The sequence below is a fragment of the Deltaproteobacteria bacterium genome, from assembly GCA_030690165.1.
Lineage (GTDB): Bacteria > Desulfobacterota > GWC2-55-46 > UBA9637 > UBA9637 > JACRNJ01.
Genome location: JAUYHF010000062.1, coordinates 58,296 through 76,845 on the forward strand (window position 1 = coordinate 58,296; position 18,550 = coordinate 76,845).

Sequence of the window (18,550 nt, forward strand, 5' to 3'; positions counted from 1 at the left end):
CATGAGCTATTTTATCCAAACCTTCCTGTTATATAATCCTCCGTCATCTTATTTGACGGCGCTGTAAATATCTTCTTTGTAATATCAAATTCATGGAGCTTACCCATCATGAAAAAACCTGTGTAATCCGACACCCTTGCGGCCTGCTGCATGTTGTGGGTGACTACGATAACCGTATATTCGTTTTTCAATTCTGTTATTAAATCCTCTATCTTTGCTGTTGCAATGGGGTCAAGGGCTGAGCAGGGTTCATCCATGAGGATAACCTCAGGCTCAACGGCTATGGCTCTGGCAATGCAGAGCCTCTGCTGCTGGCCGCCTGATAAAGAAAGCGCAGAATGAGGAAGCCTGTCTTTTACCTCATCCCAGATAGCAGCCTTCTTTAAGCTTGATTCAACAATCCCGTCAAGCCTGCTTTTATTTTTTATCCCCTGTATCCTCAGGCCGTACGCCGTATTTTCGTAGATGCTCTTGGGAAATGGATTGGGCTTCTGAAATACCATGCCGACACGTCTTCTTATGTCTATGACATCCATTTCCTTTGAATATATATCTATGCCATTAAATTTTATTTTTCCTTCAATTCTGAATACCGGGATAAGGTCATTCATCCTGTTCAGGCATCTTATAAATGTGCTCTTGCCGCAGCCTGAAGGACCTATAACAGCAGTAACGGCTTTGGGGGATATTCCCATGTTCACATTATCCAATGCCAGTTTGTCGCCGTAGAATACATTTACATTTTCTATCTTAAAAGCGCTATTATCCATGTTACCACCTTATTTTCTTTTGATACTTCTGCCTCAGATATATGGCAAAGGCATTCATTACAAATGTAATAACGAGAAGCACAATTATAGCTGCCGCCGCATCTATTGCAAAGCCTTTTTGAGGCCGCGACACCCAGTTGAATATCTGGATGGGCAGGACGGTAAATGCGTCAAATAGCCCCTGAAAACTTATATAAGGAAAATCTGATGATATGGGACTCGCCGGTAAAAAGGCAATATAGGTCAGGGCGCCCATTGTTATAAGCGGCGCTGTCTCGCCCACTGCCCTTGACATTGCAAGGATTACCCCTGTCAGGATGCCCGGCATCGCAGAAGGCAAAACCTGATTTCTTATGGTCTGCCATTTGCTGGCGCCAAGGGCATAAGATGCCTCTCTTATGGACGGCGGTATTGATTTAATCGCCTCCCTTGTTGAAAGTATCACAATTGGAAGAACAAGTATTGCAAGGGTCATTGCCCCGGCTATTACGCTGCGCTCCATATTTAAAAATCTTACAAACAGCCCAAGCCCAAGCAGCCCATAAATAATAGAAGGCACGCCCGCAAGGTTTGCGATATTTATCTCTATTATGTCTGTGAGCCAGTTTTTTCTGGAATATTCTTCAAGATATATTGCCGCTGACACGCCGAGGGGGAATGCAATGCCGCCTGTCAGAACCATAATCCAGACCGTCCCAACCCATGCAGAGAGTATCCCTGCCTCTTCAGGTTTTCTTGAAGGATAATTGGCAAGGAACTGCCAGCCCAGCCTTCCCATGCCGTCTGCGAGTATATCCAGCAAAAGCGCCAGAAGGAAAATAAGGCTTATAGATGTGGCAAAAATACCTATGAGCAGAAATGCTTTGTCGTAAAGTCTGTTTATAAATTTTCTGTCCATGGATTTACTCATACTCTTCCCTGAACCTCTTCTTCAACCAATAGCTCACTATATTCAAAACGAATGTTACGATAAAAAGACTCATGCCTGCCGCAAATATTGTGGAGTATTCAATCGTCCCTGTTGGCGTATCGCCAAGGCTAACCTGAACAATGTAGGCTGTTACTGTTTCTATTGGCACAAGTGGATTCAGTGTCAGCCGCGGCTGCTGGCCTGCTGCGATTGCCACAATCATTGTCTCGCCCACTGCCCTTGATATGCCAAGTATAAATGATGATGCTATGCCTGAAAGCGCCGCAGGCAGGACAACCTTTAATGCGACCTGAAACTTTGTTGAGCCAAGGGCAAGCGCCCCTTCCCTCAGGCTCATTGGCACAGCATGCATTGCATCTTCGCTTAAGGATGATATAATCGGTATTATCATGATGCCCATCACGATTCCAGGCGCAAGGGAATTAAAGCCGGACATATCAGGGATAAGTATCTGAAGCAAAGGAGTTACAAAAAGCAGGGCAAAATAACCATATACAACTGTTGGCACTGCCGCAAGCACCTCAAGTATCGGTTTCACAACCCCCCTTAGCTTTTCAGGCGCGTGTTCGCTTAAATAAATTGCGGTGATAACGCCGAGAGGCAGGGATACTGCCATTGCAATAATTGTTGTCAGGAATGTCCCTGCAAAAAGGGGAAGGATGCCGAAGTGTTTCTCGGAAAAAAGAGGAGTCCACTGTGTGTCTGTCAGAAAGTCAAAAATGGATACCACCTTAAAGAACTCAAATGTCTCAAATATCAGAACACCTACTATTCCGATTGTTATAAAAACAGAAAACAAGGCGCTCAAAAAGAGCGCCTTCTCAATAAACCATTCTTTTATCTTCTGAAGCCTGCGATAGCCCAATACCTATTGTCCTTCCTTTTGCAGTAAATCCTCTATCTTTACGCCGACTGCAGCGCCATGACCGCCGAACACAGAACCTGCCAGCCTCTTTTCAAATCTGCTCAATCCGAGGGTGTACGCCTTTTCAGGGAGCGCTATGTAACCAACCTCTTTTGAAAGCTCTGCGCCTTTTGTCATATAAAACGAGATAAACCTCTGAACCTCTGATTTTTCAGCAGATTTTTTATTCACATAGATAAATATTGGCCTTGCAAGCGGCTGATATGTGCCTTTCAACACATTCTCGTATTCAGGAAGCACAGGGCCTTTGCCGTTTGAATCGTTCTCATCATCTACTGGCACAAGTTTTAATCTGTCTTTGTTATGCTCATAATACGCCACACCAAAGAATCCTAATCCCAGGGTATCTGTGGCTATCCCCTGCACAAGAACATTGTCATCTTCGCTGGCTGTAAAATCACCCCTGCTTGCCCCACCCTTGCCGTTTATCGCCTCTGTAAAATAATCAAATGTCCCTGAATCCACGCCGGGACCAAACAGGTGTATCTCTTTATCAGGCCAGTTGGGCCTTATCTGTCTCCACTTTGTTATCTTTCTCTGAGCCGCCGGTTCCCATATCTTTTTTAACTCTTTTACGGTCATGTAGTCAACCCAATTGTTCTTTGGATTGACCATAACAGCAAGACCATCATACGCAACAGGGAGTTCTATATATTCTATTTTATTCTTTTTACAGAGAAGAACCTCTGAAGGCTTTATCGGCCTTGAGGCATCGCTTATATCTGTCTCGCCATTGCAAAACTTCTTAAAACCGCCGCCTGTGCCGGATATGCCTACGGTTATCTTTGTCTTCCCCTTCTCTACCTTCTGGAACTCCTCTGCAACCGCCTCGGTTATGGGATAGACTGTGGAAGAACCGTCCATCTTAATCACGGCAGCGGCATATATCTGCGGAGCTATAAACATCGCAAACATAATTACCGTTAAAAGTATTGTTACCCCTTTCATATATTCCTCCTTAATTGGTTTTTTTTATATCATATCCGTTAAAAAATATCCTCTACAAAAGGAGCGGAGGGGTGAATAACACCCCTCCGATGAAGAAGACCCGTGTAGCAGCACGGGCTTTCCCGGAGGGCAGCGCCTCCGGAAACTGTTAGAAGTAGAGCTGTCCCTGGAGCTGATACACATCCTTCTTGTCATCATTTGCAAGCCAGCCGCTGGCATTCTTATCATACTTTGTGCTGGCCCAGTTTAATCCGACCTTAAAGCTGTGCCCCTTTGCATACCAGTTGACCCCGATGGTAGTGGTCTTTTCCATCTTATCGCTTGAGTTGGAATCCTGGTCATATACCTCATATCGGGCTATCGGCTCAATATTCAATCCGGATACAAAGTAGCCTGCCTGACCATACCACCCTTCTGGTTTTTCCTCTTTCTTATTAGGGTCTGTGTACTTTTGGTTCCATATATTATACTCAAACTGCGCTATTATGCCGTTCCAGTGGCCGGACACATCAAACCCTGTGAGGGTTCTGTCTTCCTCATAGACATTCGCAATGGTATTGTCAGCAGAATACTCTATGCCCTTTTGAGCAGCATAGTTTGCCGCAAGCGTAAGATGCTGTCCCTGCCCAAGCCATGCATCGCTCTTGCCCTTTTCTGTCCAGCCGGGAGGTGAGAGCTCAATCCTTGCCACATACAGAGGCCCGCCATTGAATACCTTTGTGTCTGCCGAGTCTGTGGTGCGGTATTTGCCCTTTGAATAAAGCGTGTTGCCGTTTTCCCAACCATCTGCAATAGCAAGGTTGTAATTAAATATGCCTTCGGCAATGCCGCCATGAAGCAATAGAGATGGTTGATAATAGTCGTCAAAGAGCTTTTTAGCCGCCTCTGTTGACACAGGCCGCTCTATAATAAGCTGCTTTGAAGATGATGTGAGAGAGACCCTTGAATAAGGAAGCTTTGTCTTGCCGAATCTTATATTAAAGGCATCAACGAACTTATAGTCAAGATATGCATACTGTATCTTCACTTCATTTGCAGCAGATGCGCTTGTCTTGCCTGCCTTGCCATTTTTATCCCCTTCAATTATCAGGCTGTATTTTAGGTCTTTTGCCAATTTACCTTCAAACTCCAGACGGATTCTCCTTAAATACATATCCATATCAGATGAGTAGGATTTTCCGTCTTTGCTTTTTATAATGTCTCCAAAATCAATCCTCGGCTGGAGACGTATTCTCATGGTTATATCTGTGTCATCGCTTATCTTTACCTTCAATCCCTTTGTCTCCTCACCCATTGAAAAATCCTGGGCAAGCGCCTGTGTTGCCACCAGCAGGAATAGCGCCAGTATTAGCAGTAATTTCTTCATTTTGCTTTTTCCTCCTTTATTTTTTTTGTTATTCAAGTAAATCTTTGTGTTTCTTCTCATACTCCTTCTGGGCAAAGCTGGATTCAAATATCACGGTCTCGCCGTTCGGGCCAAAACCTATGCCTGTAACAGGGCTTTTGCCGCTCTTACCTGCCTTTTCGAATTCCTCTTTTGCCTTTGGAGAGATAAAGACATAAATCCTGCCTTGCTTTTCTATCTCATAATAGGCATTGGCCTTTACCTTCCCTGATTTCAGCTTACCGCCGTCCAGCTTAAAATATTCTACTGTTGGCTCTGCCGGCATATTGACCGTCTGGGTAGCAGCGCAAGCTGCAATGCCTATCACAAAAAATAAGCACAAAATCCTTTCTGCCAATCTATTCATCTCAGGTATCACCTCCTTTCTCTCATTTTTTAGTGTACAAACCATTAGAATCCTACCTGCTGCAAATCGCACCTGCCCTTACCGCCTCTTCCCTATACCAGTTTCTTAATGTATGGGCCAGCAGCATAGGACAGCGGTAGTGATCTTCTGTTGTGCAGTATACAATTGCCTCAAAGGTACTCGGCGCCATAAGTGTTAATGACGCATTACAGATACCGCTTTTCTTTCCTGCTTCTAAATATGGACATTCCATATTCGCTACCTCCTTTTTTTATTTTTTTGTTACAAAAAATATATCCAACTTATGTGACAGGATTATGACGGAGGTGTTAAATCTTTATTACACCCTTCATGCCTTCTTTTTTCAAAAAGTTTATCAACCCTTATAATGAGTTCTTCTATGCTAAACGGCTTTGTGATGTAATCATCTGCGCCAATCTCCAATCCCTTTAACCTGTCTTCAGGCATAGCCTTTGCCGTAAGCATAATTACCTTAATGTCTCTTTTTCTTTCCCGCAAATATTCACAAATCTTCCAGCCGTCCATATTTGGAAGCATCAGATCAAGGATAAGCATCTCTGGTTTGAATCCCTCTATCTTTCTTATTGCATCAAAACCATCCAGCGAACTTGATGTTATATACCCTCTTCTTGTCAGGTTAAAATCTACAAGATTTAACAGGTCAATCTCATCATCCACAATCAATATCCTTTCTTTTTTCATATCTCCTCCTTCCTGACAGCGCACTCAAAGAACACGGCAACCCTGTCGCTGATATGTTTTATAAATAATGAATTATTCATGGGGATAAGGTTACAGTATTTATATGACGGGAATATAACGGGAAGGTTAAGATTGGAAGACTATATTTTAAAACAGAAAGGTTTAGTATGTATCTCAGGCAGCTACCGATGAATTGAACGGCAGAACAAAACTGTATGTCGTTCCTTTGCCAGGAATACTCTTAACCCATATTTTTCCGTTATGTGCTTGAATGATATGTTTCACAATGGCAAGCCCAAGGCCTGTGCCGCCAAGATCTCTGCTCCGGCCCTTATCAACCCTGTAGAATCTCTCAAATATTCTGGGTATATCCTTTTCAGGAATGCCGATGCCTGTATCCTCAACATCCACCTTCAGCATATTATCTGCTATATTTACCACAACCTTCACAGCGCCGCTGTTGGTATATTTGATGGCATTATCAACCAGATTGACAATAACCTGCTCAAGCCTCACCCGGTCAGCTATCACAGATGAAATATCATCGCTTATATCAGCAGTAAGCTTAAGCCCCTTATCCCCGGCATTTTTTTCAAAGCCCTGAATTATGCTGTTAATCAGCGCCCTGATATCAACAGGCTCAAGTTTGAGCGGCAGATGATGGGATTCAAGCATGGATAAGGTCAGAAGGTCTTCTATAAGCACGGCCATCCTGCCGGCATGTCTGTTAATTATGGAAAGAAAGTTTTTGAGGGTATCCGGCTCGTTCATTGCGCCATCAAGGAGCGTCTCTGCATAGCCCTTTATGCTGGCAAGAGGCGTCCTTAGCTCATGGGACACATTTGCCACAAAATCCCTCTTTATAGCCTCAACCCTCTTTTCTTCAGTAACATCGCGGAAGAACCCGATAACCACCCTTGATGTATTCATAGGAAACGGGACAAGCCTTGCCTCCAACACTTGATTCTTTTTACCCTGTATTGTAATTTCCTGAGGCTGTCCTTTTTTGGATGAAAAGACATTATCAACGGTCTTAAGAAGCATCTCGTCGTTTACAATATCAGCAAGCCTTTTACCCTTTAAATCACCCTCTGCAGAAAATGTCTTTGTAAAAAACGGGTTTGCGTAAAGGATATTCCTTTTGTCATCTATTACGATGACACCGGTCTCCATTTCGCTGACAATTACTTCTAAAAACTGCTCCTTCACTACTCCTCCCTAAACCTGTATCCAAAACTACGCACTGTCTCTATATATTTTGAGGACTTTCCGAGTTTTTCTCTGAGCCTGCGAATATGTGTATCTACAGTCCTGTCTGTTATATAGACCTCTGTCCCCCACACCCTATCAAGAAGGACATCACGGCTTAAAACCCTGCCGTTGGATTTTGCCAATTCAAAAAGAAGCTTAAATTCTATGGCCGTAAGTTTTAATACTTTGCCATCCGCTGTTGCAAGAGACCTTTCAACATCTATCGTGATGGGGCCTGCATTTATAATCTTTGCCTCCTGTTCCTGCCCTCTCTTTAATACTGCCTTCACCCTCAGTATCAGTTCCCTGGGGCTGAACGGTTTCGTGATGTAATCATCAGCGCCAAGTTCAAATCCCACGATCCTGTCCACCTCTTCGCCTTTTGCTGTAAGCATGATAATGGGAATATGATTGGTAGTGTCCATACCTTTAAGGATTTTGCAAACCTCTGTGCCTTCCATGCTGGGGAGCATTATGTCAAGGATAATGAGGTCAGGCCTCTCCCTCTTTGTGATTTCTATAGCATCAGGCCCATCATTGGCAGAGATAACCTTGAAACCAGCCTTCTCAAGGTTATACTCAAGGAGGGTAAGTATGTCTGTCTCGTCGTCTACTACTAAAATCTTCTCTTTCATATATACCTCTAAATTTATAAACCACTTTTATTACAGTAATGTTACAAAATCATGGAGATTTTGTAAAACCTGCCTGCCTTGGATAGTTTCTTAATCCAGGCGGCAACACAGCAGATGCGCCATTATCGCTGCTCCGGATTGCCTTTAAAAACCCATTGAGTTATTTATATGATAGTGTATAATCAGTCGCAATATATGGGCAACTAAAACAAAGTCTATCTTTAAAATTGTCAAATTGCAACAGGAGTTGAAAATGGATTATAAAGACACTCTCAATCTTCCCAAAACAGATTTTCCCATGAAGGCAGACCTGGCAAAAAACGAGCCGGAGATTCTCAAGAGATGGGAAGATGCCGGACTTTATACAAAGATTATGTCTGCCGGAAAAACAAGAGAGAAATACATCCTCCACGACGGCCCGCCTTATGCCAACGGCAATATCCACATCGGTCATGCCCTGAATAAGATATTAAAGGATATTATCGTTAAATCCAGATTCATGCTCGGCTTTGCAACAGACTATGTGCCTGGCTGGGACTGCCACGGATTACCGATAGAGCTTCAGGTGGAAAAAAATCTCGGCGCAAAGAAACATGAACTGTCAAAACCGGAAATAAGGAGAAACTGCCGCACTTATGCGGAAAGGTATGTGAATATCCAGCGGGAGGAATTTAAACGGCTCGGTGTGTTCGGCGAGTGGAACAACCCGTATCTAACGATGGATTATAAGTATCAGGCAACAATCCTCCGGGAGCTCGGCAAGTTTGTTGCCAACGGGCTTGTATATAAAGGCAAAAGGCCAATCCACTGGTGCGCCTCATGCCAAACAGCTTTGGCAGAGGCAGAGGTGGAATATACTGACAAAGAGTCGCCGTCGGTTTATGTGAAGTTTCAATTAGACCCTTTAAAGAATGAAGATGTCATCAAAAGTAAAAATATCCTTTTGTCAGATTTTCCAAAATTGCGCCACTACTTTATAATCTGGACAACAACACCATGGACATTGCCAGCAAATTTGGCTATCTGTTTACATCCAGAATTTACTTATCAACCAGTTAAGGTTAAAGATGAAAAAAGTGAACAGGTTTTTATACTTGCCTATGAGTTGCGAGACGCTTGTCTGAACAAATTTGGGTTTAAACTTGCAAAAGATGCTAATAATCTCCAGCCCGGAGAATACTTGCCGGGCAATGCATCATGGCAAGGTAATAAGCTGGAAGGATTAATCTGCAAACATCCTTTTATAGATCGGGAATCTAAAATTATTACTGGCGAGCACGTAACCCTTGACGCAGGCACTGGCTGTGTGCACACTGCGCCGGGACATGGTCAGGAAGATTATGAGATGGCCTTGAAATATGGGCTTGATATCTATAATCCGGTTGACAATCAGGGGAAGTTTACATCAGAGGTGCCGGAGTTTGAAGGCCAGTATGTGTTCAAGGCAAATAGCGGCATCATTGATTTGTTGAAACAAAAAGGCGCTCTATTGTTTGAAGAAAAGATACAACATTCATATCCCCACTGCTGGAGGTGCAAGAACCCTATCATATTCAGGGCAACAGAGCAGTGGTTTATCTCAATGGAAAAAGGGGATTTGAGAAAAAAGGCGCTGGAGGCAATTGACAAGGTTCTTTGGATACCTTCATGGGGAAGAGACAGGATTTACAACATGGTTGCAAACAGGCCGGATTGGTGCATATCAAGGCAGAGGGCGTGGGGCGTGCCTATTACGGCATTCACCTGCAAGGCCTGCGGCAATACACTTCTTGATATGGCTATTATAAATAAAATAGCAGACGAGTTTGAAAAAAATGGCGCGGATATCTGGTTTGAGAAATCAGCGCAAGAACTCTTGCCAGGCGGAACAAAGTGCCTGAAATGCGGAGGCCTTGAATTTGAAAAAGAAGAAAATATATTGGATGTTTGGTTTGACTCAGGCACGAGCTTTGCGGGCGTTTTGGAAAAGAGGGAAAATTTAAAGATGCCCGCAGACCTTTATCTTGAAGGAAGCGATCAACACAGAGGCTGGTTTCACTCGTCTCTCTTTGCGTCCATCGGAACAAGGGGCATTGCGCCTTACAAGGCGGTGCTAACACATGGTTTTGTTGTGGATGGCTCAGGCAGGAAGATGAGCAAGTCTCTCGGCAATGTGGTTGCGCCTCAGGAGGTTATAGGCAAATATGGGGCGGAGGTTTTAAGGCTTTGGGTTGCAGGCGAAGATTATCATGAAGACATCCGCATATCCGAAGAAATTCTGAAAAGGCTGTCAGAGGCCTACAGAAGGATAAGAAACACCTTCAGATACATCCTCGGCAATCTGTATGATTTCGACCCGGGGAAAGATATTGTTCCCTACAGCGATTTAACGGAATTAGACAGGTTTACCCTCCACAGACTTGCAAAACTTACGGAACGGGTATTAAAGGCTTACGAGACATTTGAGTTTCATGTTATCTATCATTCGGTTCACAATTTCTGCAATGTGGATTTGAGCGCATTCTATCTGGATATATTAAAAGACAGGCTTTATACATCAATGTCTGATGCAAAAGGACGGCGCGCAGGCCAGACCACCATCTATCATGCAGCGGATTATCTTGTAAGGCTCATTGCGCCTGTGTTGGTATTTACATCTGATGAGGTGTGGCGGTTTATGCCAAAAAGAAAAGAGGAGAGTGTGCACCTCGCATCATTTCCTGAAATAAAAAATGAATGGATTGATGATGAGCTGGAAAAGAAATGGAATACATTATTGACCATTCGCGGCGAGATTGCAAAAGCCCTGGAGATAGCAAGAAAAGATAAAACTATCGGGCACCCCCTTGATGCAAAGATTATTGTCAGTGCGCCTAAGGAGTTGAATGGGCTTATAAGGAAAGAGGCGCTTACTCTGAAAGAGATTTTGATTGTGTCTCAGCTTGCGGCAGGCGCCGGAGAGGGGAGCGCATTTGAAAGTCAGGAGATTCCTGGCTTAAAGGTGTGGGTATCTCCTGCAAATGGAAAAAAATGCGAACGGTGCTGGAATTTTAGCGAAAGAGTAGGGGAGCATGAAAAACATCTTACGCTTTGCGAAAGATGCCGGGAAACGGTAGGGTAGGGTGCAAAAATATAAGATTTTCATACTGGTTTCTTTAATCGTTGTTATCCTTGACCAGTTCACAAAGGCTGTCATCACCAATTATTTCATCCTTCATCAATCCATTGAGGTAACTCGCGGCCTTTTTAATATAACTTATATAAGAAACCCTGGCGCTGCCTTTGGTATTTTCAGGGGTGTCAGTGAAACTTTCCGCACAATATTTTTGACAGGCGTATCCTTTGCAGCGCTGATAATCATATTTTTTGTTTATAGAAATACAAAGGGCGCTGCATCACGCATTGCATTCTCGCTTATTGCAGGCGGCGCTGTTGGAAATTTGATTGACAGGCTACGCTTTGGAGAGGTGATAGACTTTCTGGATTTTTACATCGGCCAATACCACTGGCCTGCATTTAATGTTGCGGATTCTGCTATTACAGTGGGGGTTTTTATTGCAGTATTATTTTTACATAGAGACAAGAGGGCTTAATCATTCCTCCAACCCCATTTTCTTAAGTTCAGCCTGCACAAATTCCCTTATAATCTTTTGATCATCAGGCGCAGGATGCACAAATTGAATCCCAGCTCCGCCGAAAAGGCTTTTCTCGCCGCTAATCTGTGTGCACCATTTAACAATCCCTTTTATATCTAAAAGCCTGTTGGAACCGGGAAGGGCAAATCTCATATGCAGATTCGTGCCTGGAAAGAGGGTTTTCCTGGTATGAAGAAACAGACCTGCCTCGCTCATATTCAGGAGATAGCCTGTAGATGATACCTCTCCTACGCTGAAATCTACAGGAAGAGATATGGGTATCCTTGGCTCGCCGCGCCGGATAACCTTATGCGGAAAAAGTATTTTATTAACCCTAAAGACAATCTCCTCAGGGGTAAATGCCTTTGTCATGAGGCCTTCTGCCCCAAGTTCTTTTAACCTATCAACCACCTGTGTAATCTCATAAACGCCTGTTATAGCCAGGATGTGAAACTTACCCCTGAGGCCATTATTGTTTATCCACTCTAACACGCCAAAACCATCCATATTCGGCATCTGGAGGTCAAGGAGTATCATGTCTATGCCGTTAGGGTTTATCCTGATTTCTTTTATAAGCTCTGCCCCATCTTTTACAATCCTGACTTTATGGCCGGCCTCTGTCAGGACATCGCTCAGCTTTACCCTGAAGAATTCACTGTCATCTGCAACAATTATAGTTTTCGCATCTTTTGTAATCATAGTCTTGCAAACATATAGCTTAAAACAGGGAAAAGGTCAACCAAAATAGACCAAATCAAATCTTCCCTTTAGCAAAACAGACCTTGTTTTTTCCCTGCTCCTTTGCTTCATACATGGCTTTGTCTGCCTGGCTTATAAGGGCTGCCCCTATCCTCATCTTGCTGTTTAATATTATATTTTCTTTCAAGGATGCAACACCTGCGCTGCATGTTATTATGCCTTTAATATTTAAAGCCTTTTCCTTTGGGCCAGCCGCCTCTTTTATAAATATATTATCCTCTATTTTTTTCCTGAGTGTTTCAGCATATTCCCCTGCAACTTCCAAACCTGTATCAGGAAGGATAATAACAAATTCGTCCCCCCCATATCTTGAAACAACAGCCTTTGTTTTGTTAAATATCTCTTCCAGCAGCCCGCCAACCTCTTTTAAAGTTCTGCTTCCTGCCAGATGTCCATGTGTGTCATTAACGTCTTTGAAATGATCCAGGTCAAAAAATATCAGGCTGACATCCATACCCTTAAGAACAGCCCTGTCTATCTCTTTTTCTAAAGATTCAAAAAAGAATCTGTCATTATAAAGGCCTGTAAGGTTATCAAGCCGTGAAAGCTTTTCAAACATCTTGGCGTCAAGGGTATTCTGGATAAGGGTTGAGGTGTAGCCGGCAAATATCTTTAACAGCGTAAGGTCCTTTTGCTCATAATTTATCTTTCCCTTGCTGTTTATCAGTTCAATTACCCCTATCCTCGCCCCCTCTATTTCTATCGGGACGCATATTATTGACCTCGTTTGAAACTTTGTCTTTTTGTCTATGCCTGGGTAAAAGCGTCTGTCTGTCTTTACATCTTTGCTTATATACGGCTTCCCGGAATTATAAACCTCGCCGACAATGCCTATATTGCTCGGTATGGATGTTCCAATAATGGATGAAGACGCCTTCCCAAAACAGGCAATAAAATAGAGCCTCCCTTTATCGCGATTTTCAAACTTTAAAAGAGGGTCGTCAAGGAATATTGAACCGGACTCTGACGGAACAAATTCATTCGCCCGGCGAAGTATTGCCTTTAATAAATCGCCGATATCTATTTCACGCCTTTCCCATCTGCTTCTTTTTTTTCTGTGGAGTATCTTGTCCAGAAGGGGTTTTTTGGCGATGTTTATAATTATAAGAAGCGCCTCCTTTTATTTTACAATCTCGCCTTTCCACTTCTTCATCCCGCCCTTAAGGTTATATACACTTTTATAGCCGTTCTTGACAAGCAGCTCACCAAGTTCATCCCCCATAGGCCCGCCGTGGCATATAAACACAATGCGGTCATTAGGGGAAAGTTCTTTGAATATTCTGGGCCTGGCATCGCCATACGGGATATTTATAGCGCCCTTTATATGCCCTTCTGCAAACTCATCAGGATCCCTTACATCCACAAGCACAATGGGTTTGCCGTCTCCCATCATAGCCTCCAGTTCCTTGCCGTCAATAATCTTGAGATCTGCCGCAAAAGCTAATGAAACGGCCAATACAATACAGATACAGACAAATACCCCTGCGAATAATCTTTTTTTCATAATAACCTCCTCCTATTTTAATGACTCCATATACTCCTCCCATTCCATCGGGAGCATATACTTTTTTTTGCTGTTGCACCCCTTGCAGCAGGGAACTATATTCCCCTTTGTAGTTTTTCCTCCCCGGATTATCGGCACAATATGATCCATTGTTAATTCATCCGGCCTGAACCTTTTGCCGCAATAATAGCATATACCTGCACCCCCTTTCTTCTTCCACCACTGGCTGTTCCTTAATTCCCTGGCCTTTGCCTTTTCCCTTTTAATATCCCCATCAGTTACCCATGAAATAAAAACGCGCTCTGCCATATTGAATTACATAGCATAATCTACAGGATAAAGCGAAACCTAAAAAACGGCTATCCTATTTCCAACGTTGTATCCAGCTTAATCGGATTTGTAAGACAATAAACAGCAGGACACCTGTTCTTCGCCATCTCTTCCAATTCTTTTAACTTATCTTTGGATGCGCTGCTTTCAACATGAAGCACAAATTTTACCTTTTCTGCTATGGGATTATCTGAAAGACCGAAGACCTTTGAAAAATCAATATAACTCTCAGCCGTTACCTTCAGTTTTTTCAGGCTTATCCCCTCCATTGCTGCAAGTGTTGCAAAAGTTGCGGCATAGCAGGATGCAGAGCCGTAAAGGCAATATATCATCGGCCCGGGCTGCTGCCCGCCGCCGCCAAGGAATGTAGGCTGGTCTGCAATGAGCTTAACCTTCCCGTTCTCAAACTCTATGCTGGCGCTGAACTGAGGGCCTTCTCCCACATTCCATTCCCCTTCAATCCTGTTTGTCTTTTTTGCCTTTGACAGATCTTTTTTCAGGGCATCCACTGTGCCTTTGAGTCTTGATACATCAATGTTGTTTATTTTCATAAAACCCTCCTCGTACATCTTATATTTAAGGATAACTGAAAAACAAACTAAGTCAACAAAAAAGATAACACAGAATTTTGTATAATCTTTACAGAGTGAAATAAATTTGCTACAATTTCCAGCCATGAGATACGGTGAAAAAACAATAAAAAATGTGAAGCTTGAGATATGGGATAATACATCTGCCGACAGGGATTATACCATTGATATTTCCTACCCTGAATTTACATGCCTCTGCCCGCGTTCCGGTTATCCTGATTTTGCAACAATAAAGATAATATATACCCCTGATAAAAAGGTTGTTGAACTAAAGAGCCTGAAGCTCTATCTAAATAGTTTCCGCAATAAACATGTCTCACATGAGGCTGTAACAAATGAAATCTTTGATGCATTAAAGAAAAGTCTTAAGCCAAGGCGTCTGGAGGTTGTGGGAGATTTTAATGTAAGGGGAAATGTGAAGACTGTCATAAGAGTGACAATGTAATCTGCAAAATATTCTTTAAAAAGGATTCTCATGGCCTCTGACGGGATTATTGACAGCATCTCCAATTATTTCAAAAGGCACGAGGAGCAGGCCTTTATTCTAAAGGCCTTCATTACCATATTCTTTATCATATGGTTCAGGGCATTCTTAAGCAGCTTTATCGGCCTCTTTATCTTACTCTTTCCTGTATTCTTCCTTTTTTATATAAGGCTCAAGGCTGCTGCAAGCGGTGAAAGCGCCTTAGACCTTTTGAAACAGCATATAACCTTTATGCCATTTATGTATGCTGAAGGCGAAAGGAAAAAGGAGGGAGTTGCGTGGGCTACTTACAGCATGATACTTATCAATATTGTAGTATTTTATGGAATAGAGCTTGATCCGCTTATCAACACCGAATTTCTGTTTAATAATTTTGTCTTTCTTCCCCATGAGCCTAATCTCTGGAATGCCCCTGTAAGCGCTTTTACAGCAATGTTTTTACACATGGATAACTTTCATCTGTGGGGCAATATGACATTTCTCTGGGTTGTCGGCACCGTGATAGAGAAAAGGATTGGGTGGCGGAATTTCTTGCTGCTTTATCTGATTACGGGGCTTTTAGCAGGAATTACCTTTATTGCCGTGTACTATCTATTTCTGCACGAAGTAGGGCATGGTCTGGGGGCATCGGGCGCAATAGCAGGCATTATGGGTATCTTTGCTGTCAGATGCTATTTTAAGAGCATGGTTTTCCCTTTGCCGATTCTCGGCATCTTTTCCCTTATCCTGCCAATCAGCTTAAAGGTAAGATTAAACTCTCTGGTAATTATGGGGCTTTTTTTCTTGCTTGACCTTGGCGGCGGCATCGGGCAGATAACAGGCGAGGCTCTTTCCACCGTTGGTCATTGGGCGCATATCGGCGGCATGGTTTCCGGGATGATGTTGGCCGGTTTTCTTGGGCTTGGGAAAGGCGCAATAGAAGAAAGGCATCTTGATATCGGAATAAAGGCCTCCAATGAAGGTATCGGCCTTGGCGACGGAGAACATTCATTAAGGATTGCTTTGGAGAAAAATCCGAACAATGCTGAGGCGCTGATGCATCTGGCTCGGATAAAATCAAAATTTACCCTAACAGACGAAGGAAGGGATTTATACCAGAAGGCCATTCAAGTGACGGCAGCATCAAAACCGCAAGAGGCTGCTGCAATTTACAAGGAGTATTATAATAAATATCTCAAGGGTGTAGAACCTGTGCTTCAATACAGATTGGCAGGTATATTTTATAAAAATAAAGACCTTGATATGGCATCTCGCTGCCTTGAGATGTTGCTAAACTCTGCGAGTATTCCGATAGAAATCAGGGAACGGGCAATGTTTCAGTGTGCAATGATTTTGGAAGAGATGGGACTCAATGAAGCGGCAACAAGTTATTACACACGGTTTATGGAAACCTTTCCTAATTCCTCCGCCGTTCCAAAGGTGAAGGCAAAATTGGGTAAGGTATAAACTCAGAGAGAAAAGGGGACAGCAGGCTGTTCTCTTTTGCACGACAGGCGTGATATGCGGTAAGAGTGGCAATGTAAACCACAAGATAAGGAGGTAGATTTTATGAAAAATATTTTTCTCTTTATTACAGCAATTGTTTTAATACCCGCCCTTTCCTATGCCCTTGATTTTGAAATGAGACTGAAAGACAAGATAAACTCTTTCAATGTTGAGGCATCTGGAACAGGCGGCCATGACAGGGTTGCTGGCGCTCTGGCAATTGAACTTGGAATGAAAGAAGAATTTATCTTAAGGCAAAAAACAATAACAGGACTTAGTTGGGGAGACCTTTCAGTAGCCCTATACATATCAAACAGAACAGGAAAGGACATTAACATTATTGTAAAGGATTACAGAAAAGGGAAAGGGCATGCATGGGGAAGGATTGCAAAGACATACGGCATCCGCACAGACGACCTTTTAAGCACAATGGGCAAGGCACACGCAGCATCTCAGCACGGCAGGGGGCATGGGAAAATGGGGAAAGGTGAAGACAGCGGATTTAAGGAGAAGAAGGGACATGGCAGAGGAAAAAATAAATAGGTTGGAGTTATAATTTGTACGTAAATAACATATGACATTAAAAGATATTCAGCATAAAATAAGAAGTGGCGAATATAACTTCTCGGACCATGCTGTAAAGAAGATGATTACAAGGGATATACTTCGCCATGAGGTTGAAGAGGCTATATTTCAAGGAGGGATTATAGAGGAGTATCCTGATGATAAATACTCTCCAAGCTGTCTTAATTTATGGTAAGACTAAAGACGGCAGGGATTTACATATCCATGTCTCGTCATCGCCGTCAGTCGTGATAATCACAGTTTATGAACCAGACCCTAAAGAGTGGATTGATTGTAAAATCAGGAGGTAATAACAATGAAAAAATGTGTATTCTGCGGAGGCCATGTTGAAAAAAAGACTGTAACATTCACATACGAAGATGATGATAAATACCTCTTTGTAGAGCATGTTCCGGCTGAGGTCTGCACAAGGTGTGGGGAAAAGATGTATTCCCCCGAGGTTACCGATGAATTGCTGAAATTCGCAAAGGATAAATTTAAACCTGTAAAGACCATCAAGGTGCCGGTATTTGACTTTGCAACTCATCGGTAAGGGCGGCGGGGGAATGGGCAGAGGGCGCTGAACAAAGAAAATAAATTTCGCCCCCTTTTTCTCTATGGCATAATCAAAATGGCAATTATGCTGTTGCAGTATAATGTTGCGATAGACAACTTTTTACAGCACTAATTAGCCAAATCTGAAAATATTGCAGTAAATAAGTTGATAAAATAACGGGCTTGTAATATATACCTTGGTAAATTGTTGCATCAGCATAAAAATAAATGTTAGGCAAACAATTTCAATATCGAGTCATTATGAATGGATTTATTAAATTGCTCACCAGATATCTGTTCCTGACAGCAATATTGATGTTTGGAGGCATTCTTCCATCATATGCTGCTGATTTGCAGATGTTTTCCAATGCTCGATTGGTGAACAATCCATCAAATGATGGGGATAGCTTCTTTGTGGAATCTAATGGAAAATCTTTCCATGTGAGGCTTTATTTTGTTGACTGTCCTGAAACTTCCATCAGTTTCAAGAGCGATGCACAAAGGGTACGGGAGCAAACACGATATTTTGGATTGTCCGACGCAGCACGTACTATTCATTTCGGTAACGAAGCAAAAACATTTGTTGAGCGTATTGCACCTCCCCCGAAATAGTGGACACACCAAAGGGTTAGGTTATAGTAGAATCATATAACCTAAGGAGGTGTGAAATGCAAGAAAGGAAAGTGAACAGGAAATACGATAAGCAGTTTAAGGAAGAAGCAGTAAGACTT

General features: G+C 42.8%; 23 protein-coding genes. 8 read left to right on the forward strand and 15 right to left on the reverse strand.

What is annotated here, in order from left to right; translation table 11 throughout:
* Positions 1-11: 11 nt before the first annotated feature.
* From pstB to Q8P28_10880, 10 genes are all read right to left on the reverse strand, one after another.
* Entirely contained in the window at positions 12-770 is a 759-nt protein-coding gene (pstB, locus tag Q8P28_10835; GenBank protein ID MDP2683272.1) for a phosphate ABC transporter ATP-binding protein PstB, read from the reverse strand.
* 1 nt (position 771) lies between these two features.
* Complete coding sequence (pstA, locus tag Q8P28_10840) at positions 772-1,680, reverse strand: phosphate ABC transporter permease PstA (protein ID MDP2683273.1); 909 nt, start codon at positions 1,678-1,680, stop codon at positions 772-774.
* Positions 1,673-2,566: a phosphate ABC transporter permease subunit PstC gene (gene pstC / locus Q8P28_10845; GenBank protein ID MDP2683274.1), complete on the reverse strand. Its 894-nt coding sequence runs from the start codon at positions 2,564-2,566 to the stop codon at positions 1,673-1,675. Before pstC ends, pstA begins: the two co-directional genes overlap by 8 nt.
* Positions 2,567-2,569: 3 nt before the next feature.
* Entirely contained in the window at positions 2,570-3,541 is a 972-nt protein-coding gene (locus Q8P28_10850) for a PstS family phosphate ABC transporter substrate-binding protein (GenBank protein MDP2683275.1), read from the reverse strand.
* A gap of 181 nt (positions 3,542-3,722) precedes the next feature.
* Positions 3,723-4,940 carry a porin gene (locus tag Q8P28_10855; GenBank protein ID MDP2683276.1) on the reverse strand — a complete coding sequence of 406 codons (1,218 nt, stop codon included), beginning with the start codon at positions 4,938-4,940 and terminating at the stop codon, positions 3,723-3,725.
* A 28-nt stretch (positions 4,941-4,968) separates the two neighbouring features.
* A complete protein-coding gene (locus Q8P28_10860) occupies positions 4,969-5,370 on the reverse strand; it encodes a hypothetical protein (GenBank protein MDP2683277.1) in 402 nt (133 codons plus the stop codon).
* 7 nt (positions 5,371-5,377) lie between these two features.
* The gene (locus Q8P28_10865) at positions 5,378-5,578 is read right to left on the reverse strand and encodes a hypothetical protein (GenBank protein MDP2683278.1); all 201 of its coding nucleotides are present in this window, start codon (positions 5,576-5,578) and stop codon (positions 5,378-5,380) included.
* Between the two features lie 62 nt (positions 5,579-5,640).
* Positions 5,641-6,048, reverse strand: coding sequence for a response regulator (locus tag Q8P28_10870; protein ID MDP2683279.1), 408 nt, complete (start codon positions 6,046-6,048; stop codon positions 5,641-5,643).
* A 174-nt stretch (positions 6,049-6,222) separates the two neighbouring features.
* A complete protein-coding gene (locus Q8P28_10875; GenBank protein MDP2683280.1) occupies positions 6,223-7,257 on the reverse strand; it encodes an ATP-binding protein in 1,035 nt (344 codons plus the stop codon).
* Positions 7,257-7,934, reverse strand: a complete 678-nt coding sequence (locus tag Q8P28_10880) for a response regulator (GenBank protein MDP2683281.1) — start codon at positions 7,932-7,934, stop codon at positions 7,257-7,259. Before Q8P28_10880 ends, Q8P28_10875 begins: the two co-directional genes overlap by 1 nt.
* A 253-nt stretch (positions 7,935-8,187) precedes the next feature.
* Between Q8P28_10880 and ileS the strand changes: the two genes are divergently transcribed.
* On the forward strand, positions 8,188-11,034 hold the full coding sequence (gene ileS / locus Q8P28_10885; GenBank protein MDP2683282.1) for an isoleucine--tRNA ligase: 2,847 nt from the start codon (positions 8,188-8,190) through the stop codon (positions 11,032-11,034).
* Position 11,035: 1 nt separating this feature from the next.
* Positions 11,036-11,506 (forward strand): signal peptidase II, encoded by a 471-nt coding sequence (gene lspA / locus Q8P28_10890; GenBank protein MDP2683283.1) that lies wholly within the window; start codon positions 11,036-11,038, stop codon positions 11,504-11,506.
* On the opposite strand, the gene Q8P28_10895 is transcribed toward lspA, so the two are convergent.
* From Q8P28_10895 to Q8P28_10915, 5 genes are all read right to left on the reverse strand, one after another.
* Positions 11,507-12,247, reverse strand: a complete 741-nt coding sequence (locus tag Q8P28_10895; protein MDP2683284.1) for a response regulator — start codon at positions 12,245-12,247, stop codon at positions 11,507-11,509.
* A 55-nt stretch (positions 12,248-12,302) separates the two neighbouring features.
* Complete coding sequence (locus tag Q8P28_10900; protein ID MDP2683285.1) at positions 12,303-12,866, reverse strand: GGDEF domain-containing protein; 564 nt, start codon at positions 12,864-12,866, stop codon at positions 12,303-12,305.
* A 561-nt stretch (positions 12,867-13,427) separates the two neighbouring features.
* The gene (locus tag Q8P28_10905) at positions 13,428-13,811 is read right to left on the reverse strand and encodes a rhodanese-like domain-containing protein (protein MDP2683286.1); all 384 of its coding nucleotides are present in this window, start codon (positions 13,809-13,811) and stop codon (positions 13,428-13,430) included.
* 12 nt (positions 13,812-13,823) lie between these two features.
* Positions 13,824-14,120 (reverse strand): HNH endonuclease, encoded by a 297-nt coding sequence (locus Q8P28_10910; GenBank protein ID MDP2683287.1) that lies wholly within the window; start codon positions 14,118-14,120, stop codon positions 13,824-13,826.
* A 50-nt stretch (positions 14,121-14,170) separates the two neighbouring features.
* Positions 14,171-14,692 (reverse strand): OsmC family protein, encoded by a 522-nt coding sequence (locus Q8P28_10915; GenBank protein MDP2683288.1) that lies wholly within the window; start codon positions 14,690-14,692, stop codon positions 14,171-14,173.
* A gap of 124 nt (positions 14,693-14,816) precedes the next feature.
* On the opposite strand from Q8P28_10915, the gene queF reads away from it, so the two are divergent.
* The 6 genes from queF to Q8P28_10945 all read left to right on the forward strand — a co-directional run bounded on the left by queF (position 14,817) and on the right by Q8P28_10945 (position 18,431).
* On the forward strand, positions 14,817-15,176 hold the full coding sequence (gene queF / locus Q8P28_10920) for a preQ(1) synthase (GenBank protein ID MDP2683289.1): 360 nt from the start codon (positions 14,817-14,819) through the stop codon (positions 15,174-15,176).
* Between the two features lie 30 nt (positions 15,177-15,206).
* Entirely contained in the window at positions 15,207-16,661 is a 1,455-nt protein-coding gene (locus tag Q8P28_10925; GenBank protein MDP2683290.1) for a rhomboid family intramembrane serine protease, read from the forward strand.
* Between the two features lie 102 nt (positions 16,662-16,763).
* On the forward strand, positions 16,764-17,243 hold the full coding sequence (locus Q8P28_10930; protein ID MDP2683291.1) for a hypothetical protein: 480 nt from the start codon (positions 16,764-16,766) through the stop codon (positions 17,241-17,243).
* A 31-nt stretch (positions 17,244-17,274) separates the two neighbouring features.
* Complete coding sequence (locus tag Q8P28_10935; GenBank protein MDP2683292.1) at positions 17,275-17,460, forward strand: DUF4258 domain-containing protein; 186 nt, start codon at positions 17,275-17,277, stop codon at positions 17,458-17,460.
* A 120-nt stretch (positions 17,461-17,580) separates the two neighbouring features.
* The gene (locus Q8P28_10940) at positions 17,581-17,817 is read left to right on the forward strand and encodes a type II toxin-antitoxin system MqsA family antitoxin (GenBank protein MDP2683293.1); all 237 of its coding nucleotides are present in this window, start codon (positions 17,581-17,583) and stop codon (positions 17,815-17,817) included.
* Between the two features lie 263 nt (positions 17,818-18,080).
* Positions 18,081-18,431: a hypothetical protein gene (locus Q8P28_10945; protein ID MDP2683294.1), complete on the forward strand. Its 351-nt coding sequence runs from the start codon at positions 18,081-18,083 to the stop codon at positions 18,429-18,431.
* The last annotated feature ends 119 nt before the right edge of the window (positions 18,432-18,550 follow it).

Bases quoted from the DNA above. Each gene is read 5' to 3' on its own strand.
- pstB (MDP2683272.1), bottom strand. From the start codon at position 770: ATGGATAATAGCGCTTTTAAGATAGAAAATGTAAATGTATTCTACGGC.
- pstA (MDP2683273.1), bottom strand. From the start codon at position 1,680: ATGAGTAAATCCATGGACAGAAAATTTATAAACAGACTTTACGACAAA.
- Q8P28_10850 (MDP2683275.1), bottom strand. From the start codon at position 3,541: ATGTTTGCGATGTTTATAGCTCCGCAGATATATGCCGCTGCCGTGATT.
- Q8P28_10855 (MDP2683276.1), bottom strand. From the start codon at position 4,940: ATGAAGAAATTACTGCTAATACTGGCGCTATTCCTGCTGGTGGCAACA.
- Q8P28_10860 (MDP2683277.1), bottom strand. From the start codon at position 5,370: ATGGTTTGTACACTAAAAAATGAGAGAAAGGAGGTGATACCTGAGATG.
- Q8P28_10865 (MDP2683278.1), bottom strand. From the start codon at position 5,578: ATGGAATGTCCATATTTAGAAGCAGGAAAGAAAAGCGGTATCTGTAAT.
- Q8P28_10870 (MDP2683279.1), bottom strand. From the start codon at position 6,048: ATGAAAAAAGAAAGGATATTGATTGTGGATGATGAGATTGACCTGTTA.
- Q8P28_10880 (MDP2683281.1), bottom strand. From the start codon at position 7,934: ATGAAAGAGAAGATTTTAGTAGTAGACGACGAGACAGACATACTTACC.
- ileS (MDP2683282.1), top strand. From the start codon at position 8,188: ATGGATTATAAAGACACTCTCAATCTTCCCAAAACAGATTTTCCCATG.
- Q8P28_10895 (MDP2683284.1), bottom strand. From the start codon at position 12,247: ATGATTACAAAAGATGCGAAAACTATAATTGTTGCAGATGACAGTGAA.
- Q8P28_10900 (MDP2683285.1), bottom strand. From the start codon at position 12,866: ATGTTTGAAAAGCTTTCACGGCTTGATAACCTTACAGGCCTTTATAAT.
- Q8P28_10905 (MDP2683286.1), bottom strand. From the start codon at position 13,811: ATGAAAAAAAGATTATTCGCAGGGGTATTTGTCTGTATCTGTATTGTA.
- Q8P28_10910 (MDP2683287.1), bottom strand. From the start codon at position 14,120: ATGGCAGAGCGCGTTTTTATTTCATGGGTAACTGATGGGGATATTAAA.
- Q8P28_10915 (MDP2683288.1), bottom strand. From the start codon at position 14,692: ATGAAAATAAACAACATTGATGTATCAAGACTCAAAGGCACAGTGGAT.
- queF (MDP2683289.1), top strand. From the start codon at position 14,817: ATGAGATACGGTGAAAAAACAATAAAAAATGTGAAGCTTGAGATATGG.
- Q8P28_10925 (MDP2683290.1), top strand. From the start codon at position 15,207: ATGGCCTCTGACGGGATTATTGACAGCATCTCCAATTATTTCAAAAGG.
- Q8P28_10930 (MDP2683291.1), top strand. From the start codon at position 16,764: ATGAAAAATATTTTTCTCTTTATTACAGCAATTGTTTTAATACCCGCC.
- Q8P28_10935 (MDP2683292.1), top strand. From the start codon at position 17,275: ATGACATTAAAAGATATTCAGCATAAAATAAGAAGTGGCGAATATAAC.
- Q8P28_10940 (MDP2683293.1), top strand. From the start codon at position 17,581: ATGAAAAAATGTGTATTCTGCGGAGGCCATGTTGAAAAAAAGACTGTA.
- Q8P28_10945 (MDP2683294.1), top strand. From the start codon at position 18,081: ATGAATGGATTTATTAAATTGCTCACCAGATATCTGTTCCTGACAGCA.